This window comes from Lysinibacillus sp. EB271-A1-10B, assembly GCF_058791335.1.
In genome coordinates this window covers 235,521-248,917 of the sequence record NZ_JBYTDL010000005.1, presented here as the reverse complement: position 1 = coordinate 248,917, position 13,397 = coordinate 235,521, and the positions used below count along the sequence as shown (strand labels likewise).

Genomic DNA, 13,397 nt, shown 5'->3' with positions numbered 1-13,397 from the left:
GCTTTTCTTTTTAGTTTATGTCTGTTACTTTGTCGAGAGCCTTCGCTAATAAAACGCTTATTGCAGATAAAGGTTCCGCATGATTCGTTAATTTTTAAAAATGTTGAATGGGAGCATATTCCAGAACTCTCCCCACGTATCGGTATCGAGAATATCAAAGTTTGAAGAACATTTTTCGGTTGGTACATCTTTAGCATCCATATAGATCAGACGTTGTTGAGGGCAGGCATTTGTCGCTAGTTTACCTGATTCAATATCGATGACCGCACCTTTAACGCCTTTCGGTTTTTTAAAATCCTCGTTCTTTGTTCCTTTATTGACAGTCTCCATAAAGTCGATCCAAATTTGCTTAGTAGCAGCGGTATCTTCTCTTTCTGTTAGATTTTTCCCTTGATCATAGCCGTTCCATACGCCGGCAGTTAAGCTAGGTGTAAATCCAATCAGCCACTGATCGCTATTAGTAGAGCCAGATTTTGCTGCATACGTATGCGTCATACGAGAGCGAATGCTAATCCCTGTAGCGGGAGAATAATCACTAAAGACTGGATCGAAAATACCTGTCATCATCTCTGTTAAGATATACGTATTTTCTTTTGAGAGAACTGTTTCAGCTTCTTTACTAACTTCTTTATTTTCGTAGATAGTATCGCCGTTAGCATTTTTAATAGAAACAATAGTAGTAGGCGTAGTTTTTTTCCCTTGCGATGCTAAAATATTATAAGCATTCGTCATTTCATATAATGTTGTTTCGGTCGTTCCAAGTGCCATGGATAAATTGTCCTTCTTACCAATAGTCACGTCGAAGCGATCAGCCATTTCGTGAAATGGTTTAAAGCCAATCTCCTCTAAAGTTTTAACAGCGTAAATATTATCAGAAATAGCGATAGCTTGTGCCATTGACATATCATGGTTTGCAAATTGACCGTTAACATTTTTAGGTGAATATGTGGCCCGTCCATGATCATAAGTGAAAGTTGTCTCACCTACATCTAAAAGTGTTAATGGTGTATAACCATTCTCTAAAGCTGCCGCATATAAAATAGGTTTAATGGTCGAGCCTGGCTGACGTTTTGCCTGTGTAACCCTGTTAAATGAACTTGCAGCATAGTCACGACCTCCAACTAATGCTGTAACGGAGCCTGTATTGGATTTCATACTAACAAAAGCAGTTTGAAGATCATCAGCAGGCATATGTTTAGCTACAGCTTCTTCAGCTGCCTTTTGATGTTCTAGATTAATCGTTGTTTGGATAGTCCAGCCACCCTCACTAATGTCGAGATTTTTTGATTTCAAAATTTCACTAGCCTCTTGCCATGCTACGTCAAGGAAAAATGGTGCTACAGATTTTGTGGCTACCCAGCTATCATTCTTTAAGACAAGCTTTTCACTTTCTGCACGTGTTTTTTCATCTTGCGTAATAGCACCCTGATCAGTCATCAATTTTAAAATAACGTGTTGGCGATTAGTTGCCTTCTCTAAATTGACAATAGGGGAGTAAATACTTGGCCCTTTTGGAACACCGGTTAACATTGCTGCTTCCGCAAGTGTTAAATCTTTTGCAGACTTTCCATAATAAAATCGGCTTGCAGCTTCTACGCCGTACATACCGTGGCCGTAGTAAACAGTATTTAAGTAACCTTCTAGTATTTCATCTTTATCATAAAAAACTTCTAATCTATAAGCATACAGTGCTTCATTTAATTTTCGTGTCCACGATTTCTCATGTGAAAGATATAGATTCCGAGCATATTGTTGTGTAATTGTACTTGCTCCTTGAACTTTACTTCCAGCCTTAATATCAACTAATATTGCACCAGCGATACGAGAAAAATCCAAACCGCCATGCTTATAAAAATCTTTATCCTCAACAGCTACTACTGCTTGCTTTAAATAGGGAGACATCTCATCAAGACTAACCCAGTAACGTCGTTCATTCGCAAAGTGATCCCCAATTTGGTTCTCATTTTCATCTAAGAAAATAGAGGCTTTAGGTACGGTTAAAGGCGGGGCACCGGCCACTTGAACATAGACGCGTAAAGCTATAAATGCTACTACAATTGCGGATGTAAAGGCAACAAAATAGGTAAGTGCTTTACGTGTACGCTTTGAACGTTTTTGCTTACGTTGATAGCTTTTTCTCTTCATCCGACTTCACCTCGTTTTCTCACACTTGCGTATAGTATGTGTTTGAACATTCATATTTAATCGAAATTATTGGTAAAAACTATTGCACTTTATTCAAAAACATCTATACTTTTTTTGTACTGTTTGAAATGCTAGCATTCGACAAAAGAATAGCACATTGTAGATTTTAATCGAATTCTGCTAGACGTTCCAATAATGTATACGAGGATACAGGGATAGAGGTTTCATTACATTCCTGTAAGCCCTTAATAGAGGTTCATTATCACAAGTTATAAAATAGATATCATGTGGAAAAATGATTGGTGGGAGATTGGAAACCCCCAATTGGAACGGAAATCAATTTAGTAATGAACTGATGTAAATGAATGTAATAGGATTAATTTCTAAAAGTGGAGGTCTATTAATGAGATTTGATGAAGCTTATTCAGGAAATGTTTTTATAAAAAGTCATCCTACGTATGAGGATGCTCAGGCGGTCATTTATGGTATGCCAATGGACTGGACAGTTAGTTACCGTCCGGGCTCACGTTTTGGCCCTCAGCGTATTCGTGAAGTATCCATTGGTCTAGAAGAATACAGCCCATACTTAGACCGTGAGTTAGAAGAAGTGAAATATTTTGATGCGGGTGATATTCCGTTACCATTCGGCAACGCACAACGCTCGTTAGATGAAATTGAAAAGTATATCGAGACGCTTTTAGCGGATGGTAAAATCCCTGTAGGTATGGGTGGCGAACATTTAGTATCTTGGCCTGTTATGAAAGCTGTATCAGCAAAATATGATGACTTAGCAATTATTCACTTCGATGCACATACAGACTTACGTGTAGAATATGAAGGAGAGCCCCTTTCACACTCAACACCTATTCGCAAAATTGCTGAACATATCGGACCGAAAAATGTATATTCATTTGGTATTCGTTCAGGTATGAAAGAAGAATTCGAATGGGCGAAGGAAAATGGCATGCACATTTCAAAATTCGAAGTGCTAGAGCCATTAAAAGAGGTATTACCGTCTTTAGCGGGTCGCAACGTTTACGTAACGATTGATATAGATGTACTTGACCCAGCACATGCGCCAGGTACAGGAACAGTAGATTGCGGAGGCATTACATCAAAAGAATTACTAGCGTCTATCCATGCAATTGCAGCGAGTAATGTCAATGTAGTGGGCTTTGACCTAGTTGAAGTTGCACCAATCTACGACACATCGGAAATGACAGTAAATACAGCTTCGAAGTTATTGAGAGAAATGATTTTAGGCTGGGTAAAATAAATAAGGTTTTCTAGTGTTTATATAAACTGGTTGGAGTGGGGTTAGCAATAAGCTAGCCCCATTTTTCTTTAAACTTTGACTAAATACAGATACTGTTTGCACCATCATCTCCTAGAGAATGTGTCCATAAACTGTATGGATCATTTCAGCAGTATTTCCTAATCGTTCGGCAATGGCTTTTACTTGGATATCATTATTCATAAGAATTGTTGCATGTGTATGCGGAAATCCTTTTTTGCTTAGAGCAAAGTTGTCACCAACTCTGAAATTTAAGGTTAGTTGATAAGTGGGGAAATTTCGGACTGCAGACTGTTAATAACTAAAAAAATTATGGCGAGAAAAATACTCACAATAAGCGTATAGGGCTATAAGGAGATAAGAAAGGGGTTAATCCCTAAATCATTGTTTAATGACTTTTAGGATAACCCCGAAATATATTAATGTTTTGAAGTATAAACTTTACCGTTTATCGTTACTTTAGAAGCTGAGATTAGTATTTCTTTATTTGCTTCATAATATGGATTTAAAATTTTATCGAAAGCATCCCATTTTGCATTTGATTTTTCATAGTCACCTTTTTTAGCAAGAGCTGTTGCTTCTTCATATAGCTTTTTTAATTCTTTTTGATCATTTGACTTGATTTCGAAATCAAAGTTAGAAAAGAAATCTTCAAAGCTGATTGGCTTAAAATAAGGATCAAGCAATTCATTGAATTCACCCCATAGCTTGTCAGATAATTGTTCGTTTTTATCTGTATCAGCTTTTTTAGCATCATTGTATAAAGTTTTTAGTTTTGGCATAGCTTCAACCGGGATATCTAATTCCAAATCTGAGATGTATTCTTCAAATGTTATCGGTGGATTTAGAGCATCTAAGTAAGGCTGAAGAACCTTCTGGAATTCATCGAATTTTTCTTGTGCGTCCTCTTCTTTATTAGATTTTTCTAGTTTTATCCACTGTTTATAAATATCTTTCAGTTGCTTTTTATCTTTTTCTTTAATAACTATATTTTTTTCACTAAATCCATACTCTTCAATGAACTCTTCAAAAGATATAGGTACCCAGCTAGTTAAAATATACGGCTTTGTGATTTTATCCATTTCAAGATTAACTTTTTCTACTTCATCATATTTCTCTTCTTTTTCTAACTTCTTTATTTGATTAAATAACTTTTCTAATTTTGCTAGGTCTTCTTTTGTTATTTCTTTAGGTAAGCTTTTTTTATATGTGTCAAACGTATAGAAGTCTGAATAATCTTGTACTAAGCTACCTTCTACAGAGATTTCCTGACCTTCTACTAAGTTCATTTTTTCTAATTGCTTATCTGAAAATTTCTGAAGGTCGATATAATAGTTTTTGCCGTCTTTCCCTTTAATTGAGATGCTATCTCCGTAAACACTTTTAATAGTGCCTTTAATTTGTTGTTCAGCTTTAACAGTTATTTCGTTTGTTGTTTTCGTTGTTGTAGTTGCCTCAGCTTGATATGGCGTGAAGACAGCCATCCCTATTGTTAGTGCTGATACAATCATCCATGATTTTTTAGTTGTTTTTTTCATAATTATTTCTCCTCTTGTTTAAATGGTTTAATTACTAATTATTGGACGTCTTTCCAGCTATAAAAAGTTAGTTAAAGTTAAAAAATTTTTAAAATAGTTGGAAGTTATAGATTGATAATTAAATCGAAGGCGGAAAAAGAGGCTATACATTTAATGAATGCTGAGTTAGAACTAAGGAAATAATTCTCTTTAATTGTGGTGCTGGAAGAAGGTGCTAGTAAAGTACTTCGATAGAACCTTTATTTCGAAAAGAAGCGGGTGAGTAGGGGTAACTTTAAGCTCTAACTACAGAAACTATTTGTTCATCCAATTCCTAGAGAAAGTAGCCGTAAACTGTATGGATCTCATAGGAGCATATTGTTAAAAAAGAAAGGCGCCATTCCAAATACATCGGATAGCGCCTTGATATTTCATAGAGTTCTATTAAGGATTCGTTGACCAAAGTCCAGCATGTTTTAAGACAACACGTGGGTGAAGTTTTAGTTGTGCAACCATTAAATCTGCTAAATCTTCTGCTTGCATCACTTTTTCTGGATTGCCGTCTGTTAAGTTTAGTTCAACAGCCATATCTGTAGCAACTGTACTTGGCGTTAATGTTGTAACGCGAATATTTTTCTTACGCACTTCAAGCATTAATGACTCACTTAGTCCGATAACTGCAGCTTTTGAAGCCGAGTATGCGCTTGTAATTGGTGCACCTTTTTGACCAGCAGTTGAGGAAATATTAATGATATCGCCTGTGTTGCGCTCGATCATCTCCGGTAATACAGCACGTGTTGTGTAATACACACCTTTTACGTTGACATCGATAATATTTGTCCATTCTTCAGGCGTTAAGTCCATGAAGCCACCGAATTTAGAAATACCTGCATTGTTTACTAAAATATCAATCGCGCCAAGCTCACCGCGAATAGATTCAACGGCTGTAGTAATAGAGTCTAAATCCGCTACGTTTGCCGCAGCGATGGCTACCTTCACATCATATTGTTTTAGTTCCTCTGCTACTTGTTGTAAATTTTCAAGCGTACGTCCAACAAGACCTACGTGAATACCTTCTTGCGCAAATGCTACTGCTGTTGCGCGTCCAATTCCACGTCCAGCTCCTGTAATTAACGCCACTTTACCTGCGATTGCTTGCATGTTTTTCTCTCCTTTAGATAAGATCGTTTTATTTAGACGAAAAAATAGATTAAGATTTGTCTTTAAGACTAACCTCATTTTACTACGGTTTTCTACATTGTGAAGAGTGCACTTTTTTGTGCGGAGGTTACTAAAAGTTACTTATATGAAAAGGGAGTTAGCTTTATGTCAGATAAATTAAGAGAAGAGATAAAAGAGAGAATAATAAATAACGATTACCATTGTGAAAAAGAACTTACCTTATCGATCATAAGCGGTAAATGGAAAGTTGTTATTCTGTGGCATTTAGGCGTCGAAGGACCGCATCGCTTCAGTGAGCTTCAAAGACTTTTTCCGAAAATATCTCATAAGATATTATCAAACCAATTACGTGAACTGATGGAAGATGGGATTGTTCACCGAGAAGTGTTTCCAGAAGTTCCTCCGAAAGTCGAGTATTCAATGACTGAACTAGGGATGACGTTATTACCAATCGTTGAAATGATGTATGAATGGGGAAAACAGAGAATTAATCAAATTAAACAAGAAAGTGAATAAGGAAAATAAAGGTGATTTCGATTTGAATTGCCGTGCTGTTAGCGAAAGTGAAACGTCATCGCAAATACAGCTTGATATGAGGCTAAAGGTGGGGCGTAATGAGACCATTTTTAGCCCCAATTGCTTTTGTAATTTGGTTAACATGATCCGATAGATAATGGGAGTTTACGGACTTTCTTGGTGAAAAAAAGCTCATTTACAAAGTGAGTTTTTTTCATTTCTTTGGAAACTTTTTGATTAGTATTACATATCTTATTGCATAGCTAGGAAAATATTGTTATATCATAGGTAACTAATGTTACCTATCGAGGGAGGGGAATTTTTTTGGCACCTAAAGTACAGAAGAAATTTTAATGGATTGTGCTTTTGAAATGGCTAGAAAAAATGGGTTTGATAGTGTTAATGCAAGAGATTTAGCAAAAGAATTAGGGGTTGTTCGACAAAGCCTATATTTTATAGCGAAAGAATGTTTCGAGGCATACAAGAAAGTTCTTTTTGGGGAATGGGGTTAGCTTATATAAAGTTTGCGCGAGAGGAAAAAAAGTTATTTGAGCTGTTATTCCTATCCAATAAATATAAGATCACTAGCTTTTCAGAATTAGTAAATGAGGTAGAAAACCAAGGAATTATAGCGCTAATTTCAAACCTCTGCTAAGTCTCTATTTATAGATATATGGTTAACTACGCATGGTATTGCGATAAATACTTGCGATTTAGACAGCTCGGAAATTGAGGGTATTTTAAAAGACGTTTTTGAAGGTGTAAAACAAAAATTATTGAATGGAGAGAATAAATGAAAATGAAAAATTCACCTATTCTTTTATCGATACTATTCACTTTGCTTGCACTTGTTTTTCCTGCCATAGCTGGTGTAATTGTAACTGCCAAAAATATAAGTAGCTTAAGCTCTATATTTTTGATTCAATTTATTGCCACTGCAGGTGGTGTTCTAGTTACTCTTTGGATCATGAAAAAAAGTAAATTCTCTTTCCGGGATTTCGGATTTAGAACATTTAAAGCAGAGGCATGGATAGCTGTTATCATTGTTTCTGAACTGGTTGCATTCATTAATGGTATTACAGATCAAGATGGTTTTTCTGCGCAATATTTATTTATTTTGCTTCTACTTGTTATTGCCGTTGGTTTTTGTGAAGAGCTTATTTTCCGAGGTCTAATTTTTAACTATTTATCAGCTAAAGGGCTTAAAGTAGCTATTTTAGGTTCCTCTATTTTGTTTGGTATTGGACATCTTGCAAATTTAGCTTCCGGTGCAGATTTTTTAATGACATTATTACAAATTACTTATGCATTCCTCTTTGGGCTAGTTTGTGCAGAAATTGTTGCAAAGACAAAAAGTATTATTTTTCCGATTATCTGGCACGCTATGCACGATTTTATTGCATTCATGACTGATAAAAGTGAGCCGGATGTTCTTGCTGTTTCTATTTATGTCTTTCAATGTCTAGTGCTAATTGGTCTCGCAATTTATTTCTGGAGAGTTTTATTCTCTAAGAAAGATGGAGAGAGCAATAAAAAAGGGAAGCCTGAAAGCTACGTTTAAACAAGATAAAAAGGCATTTACTCATTCATTTGAGTGGATGCTTTTTTGATGAGCTAATGTTGAAGCGTCTTCTTTGTTTATCCGAATAGGTAAAGCTCCTTACAGGGCAGCGTCGATACTAATGGTGGAGGGAGGTTCTGTGAACATTTTACCCTCGGAGAGTAAGGTTTTTATTCAGATTGAACATCGACAAGTTGTTATCTATAAAGTTAGTAGGGCATCAGTGAAAGATTTTGTTCTGCTAAAAGCAATCTTTGGGGAGTTCAAGGACTTTCTTTGGAAAAAAGCTCATTTACCAAGTTGAACTCTTTTTGCTTTTTCAAAAACTTTCGATTAGTATCACATATCTTATTGACATAGACAGGAAAATATTGTTACTTTATAGGTAACGAGCGTTACCTATAAAGGGGGGCGAATTTTTTTGGCACCAAAAGAGAGATTTACAGAGGAAATTTTATTGGATTGTGCTTTTGAAATGACTAGGAAAAGTGGCATTGATAGTGTGAATGCAAGGGATTTGGGAAAAGAATTAGGTTGTTCGACAAAGCCTATTTTTCGATTATTCTCAAGTATGGACGATTTGAAGTATGCCATATATGAAAGAGCTAGCAATCTTTATAACGAAAGAATGTTTAAAGGCTTGCAAGAAAGTTCTTTTTTAGGAATGGGGTTAGCTTATATTAACTTTGCTCGCGAAGAAAATAAGTTATTTGAGCTATTATTCCTATCTAATAAATATAAGATCACGAGCTTTTCGGATTTAATAAATGACGTAGAAAATCAAGGAATTATAGCGCTAATTTCTAATTTAACGGGATTAACTCAAACCTCTGCTAAATCTCTATTTATTGATATATGGTTAACTACGCACGGTATAGCAACAATGTGTGCGACAAATACATGCGATTTAGATAGCTCGGAAATTGAGGGTATTTTAAAAGACGTTTTTGAAGGAGTAAAACTAAAATTATTGAATGGAGAAAATAAATGAAAATGAAAAATTCACCTATTCTTTTATCGATGCTATTTACTTTGCTAGCACTTATTTTTCCTTTCATAGCTGGTGTAATTATAGCTGTCAAAAATATAAGTAGCTTAAGCTCTATAACTTTGATTCAATTTATTGCCTTTGCAGTTGGTGTACTAGTTACTCTTTGGATCATGAAAAAAAGTAAATTCTCTTTCCAAGATTTCGGATTTAGAAAGTTTAAAGTAGAGGCGTGGATGGCTGTTATCGTTATTTCTGAGTTGACTGCATTCTTTAGTGGTATTACAGATCGAGATGGTTTTTCTGCACAATATGTATTTATTTTGTTTCTATTTGTTATTGCCGTTGGTCTTTTTGAAGAGTTTATTTTCCGTGGCCTAATTCTCAAATATTTATCAGCGAAAGGGCTTGAAACGGCTATTATAGGCTCCTCTATTTTGTTTGGAATTGGACATTTTGTAAATGTACTTTCCGGTCAGGATTTTTTATTGACATTAATGCAAGTAGCATTTGCATGCCTCTTTGGGTTAGTTTGTGCAGAAATTGTTGCAAAGACAAAAAGTATTATGTTCCCGATTATCTGGCACGCTTCGCATGATTTTATTGCTATTCTGACCGATAAAAGTGAGCCGAATGTTCTTGCTGTTTCTATTTATATCTTTCATTGTCTAGTGTTAATTGGTCTCGCTATTTATTTCTGGAAAGCTTTATTTCCTAAAAAGGCGGTTATGAATTTAAAAAATCCAGAGAGTTACGTTTAAACTCGACAGTCAAAAAGGCATCTACTCATTCATTTGAGTAGATGCCTTTTTGGCTAGTATCTTTAAGTCCAAGCCTCTAATCCAACATTGCCTCCTGTAATGAGGAAACATACTTTTTCGTTTTTATGAATAGGTAAAGCTCCTTGCAGGGCAGCGCCAATTCCAATAGAAGAGGAGGGTTCTGCGATAATTTTACCCTCGGAGAGTAAGGTTTTCATCCCACGTTGGATCAAAGACTCATCTACACTTACAACCTCATCGACAAGCTGTTGAACAATTGGAAAATTTCGTTCCCCTGGCTGTAAAGTTAGTAGGGCATCTGCCAAAGATTTGTGTTCGGCTAAAAGCAATCTTTCACCAGCTTCTAAGCTTTTTGTGTAACGCGAAACAACAGCGGGCTCCACACCAATTATTTTGATATGAGGGGCTATGGATTTGACAGCAGTTGCAATGCCACTTAATAATCCACCACCACCAATAGGAACAACTATAGTATCGACAACTGGAAGCTGTGCTACTATTTCCAAGCCTACTGTTCCTTGTCCTGCCATAATATCGTAATCATCATAAGGATGTATGTTGTAATAGCCATAATCACGACTAAGCTTTTCAGTTAGGGTATGTCTTTCTGTTAGCTTACACTGTACAACTTCTGCACCTAAGGCACGTATTCCATCAACCTTAACGGTAGGAGCTGAATCAGGTAGAACAATTGTTGCCTTACTATTTAACAGTTTGGCAGCAAAGACAACACCTTTGCCATGATTACCTGAGGATGCAGCAACTACGCCTTTTTGTAATTGTTCTAATGGTGTGGAAAGCATTTTATTGAGAGCCCCTCGAAGCTTAAAGGAGTTTGTTTTTTGCATATTCTCGGCTTTTATGTAGACGTGACATCCTAAAAGATGATCGAGACCGTTTAATTGAATAATAGGCGTTTCAAAAATATAAGGAGAAATTCTTCGTTTAGCAGCATGAATTTGTTCAAGTGTTAACATATAGCAACCCTCATTTCAACAAAATGATGAAAAATTCAGACTTTATAACATAACTGTAGATTTACTGGGGATTTGTGTCAATACTTAAATGGTAAGTAATTCTGAACAAACATCGGATAGAATACTTACTTCTATCTTGAAAAAATATGAGTATTCATCCTATAATAAAAAGGTTATAGTAAAAACATTAAAAGGGAGCGTCCATAATGGCGAACGAAGCAAGATCGCAGGTGAACATTAAGCTCATTTCTACGATTCGACCGATTGACGGGGAATCTGAAGGTTATGAAATGTTGCTAACAGGGCAGCTACTTGAAAAAGCAGGAAGCATATATTTGAAATATGAAGAGGTGCAGGAGGATAAAACCATCCGCACAACTATGAAGCTAGGCAATGAACAGGCATTAATTATGCGTAATGGAGCAATAAAAATGCGACTACCACTTAACATAATTAAACAACAAATGGGTCATTATGAAAGTGAATTAGGTTCAATGCCACTCGTCATAGACACGAAAGAAATGACGTTTACAAAGCAGGCAGTAAGCGGAGATTTCCATGTACAGTACGATTTACTAATGGGTGGGCAATCCGTTGGCAATTATACATTAGACATTACATTTACGGAGGTACAATGATGAACGCAGTAGAACAAGTACAACAAGCCATTAAAGTAGCAATTGCGCAGGCTGTTGAAAAAGCTGGTTTAGTCGAAGCTGGCACAGAGTTAAATATTCACCTAGAAACACCTAAGGATAAGGCGAATGGGGACTATGCAACAAACATTGCAATGCAATTAACGAAGTTAGCAAAAAAACCACCTCGTGCAATTGCAGAAGCAATTTTAGAAAACCTAGACACAGCAGGTACAGATATTGAAAAAATCGATATTGCTGGCCCTGGATTCATGAATATTACTGTGCGTAAAGATTTCCTAACAGGTGTAGTAAAAGCAGTGCTTGAGCAAGGTGTAGATTATGGCCGTTCAAATGCTGGCGCAGGAGAAAAAATTCAAGTTGAATTTGTATCTGCAAATCCAACAGGAGATCTTCATTTAGGTCATGCACGTGGAGCTTCTGTAGGGGATTCATTATGCAATGTGTTAGATATGGCAGGTTACGCAGTATCTCGTGAATACTACATTAACGATGCAGGTAACCAAATTAATAACTTAGCGTATTCACTTGAAGCGCGTTATAAGCAAGCTTTAGGATTGGATGCTGAGATGCCAGAGGATGGCTACCACGGTCAAGATATTATTGAAATCGCTGGTAAACTAGTAGGAGAGCATGGCGATGCAATTTTATCAAAATCTGAAGAAGAACGTTTTGCATTCTTCCGTCAACATGGTTTAGCGTTAGAATTAGCCAAGTTAAAAACAGACCTTGCAAACTTCCGTGTAAACTTTGATGAGTGGTATTCAGAAACATCACTATACGAAAACGGCAAAATCGAAGTAGCGTTAGATAAACTGAAAGCGAATGGCCATGTATTTGAAGAAGACGGTGCAACTTGGTTCCGTTCGACAACTTTTGGTGACGATAAAGACCGCGTATTAATTAAAAATGATGGCTCTTTCACATATCTGACTCCAGATATCGCATACCATGAAGATAAAATTGTACGTGGCTTCGATAAATTAATTAATATTTGGGGCGCTGATCACCACGGCTATATCCCACGTATGAAAGCTGCTATTCAGGCGCTTGGTTACGACCGTGATACACTTGAAGTAGAAATCATCCAAATGGTTCAACTTTATAAAAACGGTGAGAAATTCAAAATGTCTAAACGTACAGGGAACGCTGTTACAATGCGTGAGCTTGTAGAAGAAGTTGGCTTAGACGCAGTTCGTTACTTCTTCGTGAAAACTGCAGGCGATTCTCACATGGACTTTGACCTTGACCTTGCCGTATCTCAATCAAACGAAAACCCAGTGTATTACGCACAATATGCGCATGCACGTATTTCTTCAATTTTACGCTCAGCAAATGAGCAAGGCTTTGCTGCAACAACAGATCATTTAAGCCTTTTAACTGCTGAAAAAGAAATCGATTTACTGAAAAAAGTGGGCGACTTCCCGAAAATGGTAGCAGATGCTGCGAAGCACCGTACACCACACCGTATCGCCAACTACATTCAAGAAACAGCAGCTGCATTCCACAGCTTCTATAACGCTGAAAAAGTGTTAGATGCTTCAAATAAAGAGCTAACAGAAGCTCGTTTAGCTCTTATCACTGCTGTGCGTACAACAATTGCCAACGCACTACGCTTAATCGGCGTATCAGCACCAGAAAAAATGTAATAATCGTCTTTCCAGCCCCCGGCACGATCATGTGCCGGGGGTTTTTTTCTGTTTTAGGAAGCAAGAGCGGTTGAGGTGACGGAAAGAGTGGCCGGGGTGACGGAAAGAACGGTTGAGGTGACGGAAAGAG

12 protein-coding genes are annotated in these 13,397 nt (G+C 36.7%); 8 read left to right on the top strand and 4 right to left on the bottom strand.

Annotation, left to right across the window (positions count from 1 at the left end; genetic code table 11):
- Positions 1–87 precede the first annotated feature (87 nt).
- On the bottom strand, positions 88–2,145 hold the full coding sequence (locus AC3WSK_RS09995; RefSeq protein WP_079559351.1) for a transglycosylase domain-containing protein: 2,058 nt from the start codon (positions 2,143–2,145) through the stop codon (positions 88–90).
- Positions 2,146–2,548: 403 nt separating this feature from the next.
- On the opposite strand from AC3WSK_RS09995, the gene speB reads away from it, so the two are divergent.
- The gene (speB, locus tag AC3WSK_RS09990) at positions 2,549–3,421 is read left to right on the top strand and encodes an agmatinase (protein ID WP_079559352.1); all 873 of its coding nucleotides are present in this window, start codon (positions 2,549–2,551) and stop codon (positions 3,419–3,421) included.
- Positions 3,422–3,858: 437 nt separating this feature from the next.
- Here speB and AC3WSK_RS09985 read toward each other — a convergent pair whose 3' ends face one another.
- Together AC3WSK_RS09985 and AC3WSK_RS09980 are read right to left on the bottom strand one after the other, a co-directional pair.
- On the bottom strand, positions 3,859–4,977 hold the full coding sequence (locus AC3WSK_RS09985; RefSeq protein WP_492411940.1) for a hypothetical protein: 1,119 nt from the start codon (positions 4,975–4,977) through the stop codon (positions 3,859–3,861).
- A gap of 423 nt (positions 4,978–5,400) precedes the next feature.
- A complete protein-coding gene (locus tag AC3WSK_RS09980; protein ID WP_079559354.1) occupies positions 5,401–6,117 on the bottom strand; it encodes a 3-ketoacyl-ACP reductase in 717 nt (238 codons plus the stop codon).
- Between the two features lie 165 nt (positions 6,118–6,282).
- Between AC3WSK_RS09980 and AC3WSK_RS09975 the strand changes: the two genes are divergently transcribed.
- From AC3WSK_RS09975 to AC3WSK_RS09955, 5 genes are all read left to right on the top strand, one after another.
- Positions 6,283–6,654: a winged helix-turn-helix transcriptional regulator gene (locus AC3WSK_RS09975; RefSeq protein ID WP_427481622.1), complete on the top strand. Its 372-nt coding sequence runs from the start codon at positions 6,283–6,285 to the stop codon at positions 6,652–6,654.
- A 353-nt stretch (positions 6,655–7,007) separates the two neighbouring features.
- On the top strand, positions 7,008–7,166 hold the full coding sequence (locus AC3WSK_RS09970) for a TetR family transcriptional regulator (RefSeq protein ID WP_079559356.1): 159 nt from the start codon (positions 7,008–7,010) through the stop codon (positions 7,164–7,166).
- Positions 7,167–7,447: 281 nt separating this feature from the next.
- Positions 7,448–8,215 (top strand): CPBP family intramembrane glutamic endopeptidase, encoded by a 768-nt coding sequence (locus AC3WSK_RS09965; protein WP_492411937.1) that lies wholly within the window; start codon positions 7,448–7,450, stop codon positions 8,213–8,215.
- 421 nt (positions 8,216–8,636) lie between these two features.
- Positions 8,637–9,206, top strand: a complete 570-nt coding sequence (locus tag AC3WSK_RS09960; protein WP_079559358.1) for a TetR/AcrR family transcriptional regulator — start codon at positions 8,637–8,639, stop codon at positions 9,204–9,206.
- Positions 9,203–9,964, top strand: a complete 762-nt coding sequence (locus tag AC3WSK_RS09955; RefSeq protein WP_492411935.1) for a CPBP family intramembrane glutamic endopeptidase — start codon at positions 9,203–9,205, stop codon at positions 9,962–9,964. The genes AC3WSK_RS09960 and AC3WSK_RS09955 overlap by 4 nt, the downstream gene beginning before the upstream one ends.
- 62 nt (positions 9,965–10,026) lie before the next feature.
- Here AC3WSK_RS09955 and AC3WSK_RS09950 read toward each other — a convergent pair whose 3' ends face one another.
- Positions 10,027–10,962 (bottom strand): threonine ammonia-lyase, encoded by a 936-nt coding sequence (locus AC3WSK_RS09950; RefSeq protein ID WP_492411933.1) that lies wholly within the window; start codon positions 10,960–10,962, stop codon positions 10,027–10,029.
- A gap of 206 nt (positions 10,963–11,168) precedes the next feature.
- Here AC3WSK_RS09950 and AC3WSK_RS09945 point away from each other — a divergent pair, with 206 nt between their 5' ends.
- Positions 11,169–11,600 (top strand): YwiB family protein, encoded by a 432-nt coding sequence (locus AC3WSK_RS09945; protein ID WP_427481630.1) that lies wholly within the window; start codon positions 11,169–11,171, stop codon positions 11,598–11,600.
- A complete protein-coding gene (gene argS, locus AC3WSK_RS09940; RefSeq protein ID WP_079559362.1) occupies positions 11,600–13,267 on the top strand; it encodes an arginine--tRNA ligase in 1,668 nt (555 codons plus the stop codon). Before AC3WSK_RS09945 ends, argS begins: the two co-directional genes overlap by 1 nt.
- Positions 13,268–13,397: the final 130 nt, after the last annotated feature.

Coding starts and splice junctions, on each gene's coding strand:
- AC3WSK_RS09995 (WP_079559351.1), bottom strand. CDS start 2,145: ATGAAGAGAAAAAGCTATCAACGTAAGCAAAAACGTTCAAAGCGTACA.
- speB (WP_079559352.1), top strand. CDS start 2,549: ATGAGATTTGATGAAGCTTATTCAGGAAATGTTTTTATAAAAAGTCAT.
- AC3WSK_RS09985 (WP_492411940.1), bottom strand. CDS start 4,977: ATGAAAAAAACAACTAAAAAATCATGGATGATTGTATCAGCACTAACA.
- AC3WSK_RS09980 (WP_079559354.1), bottom strand. CDS start 6,117: ATGCAAGCAATCGCAGGTAAAGTGGCGTTAATTACAGGAGCTGGACGT.
- AC3WSK_RS09975 (WP_427481622.1), top strand. CDS start 6,283: ATGTCAGATAAATTAAGAGAAGAGATAAAAGAGAGAATAATAAATAAC.
- AC3WSK_RS09970 (WP_079559356.1), top strand. CDS start 7,008: ATGGATTGTGCTTTTGAAATGGCTAGAAAAAATGGGTTTGATAGTGTT.
- AC3WSK_RS09965 (WP_492411937.1), top strand. CDS start 7,448: ATGAAAATGAAAAATTCACCTATTCTTTTATCGATACTATTCACTTTG.
- AC3WSK_RS09955 (WP_492411935.1), top strand. CDS start 9,203: ATGAAAATGAAAAATTCACCTATTCTTTTATCGATGCTATTTACTTTG.
- AC3WSK_RS09950 (WP_492411933.1), bottom strand. CDS start 10,962: ATGTTAACACTTGAACAAATTCATGCTGCTAAACGAAGAATTTCTCCT.
- AC3WSK_RS09945 (WP_427481630.1), top strand. CDS start 11,169: ATGGCGAACGAAGCAAGATCGCAGGTGAACATTAAGCTCATTTCTACG.
- argS (WP_079559362.1), top strand. CDS start 11,600: ATGAACGCAGTAGAACAAGTACAACAAGCCATTAAAGTAGCAATTGCG.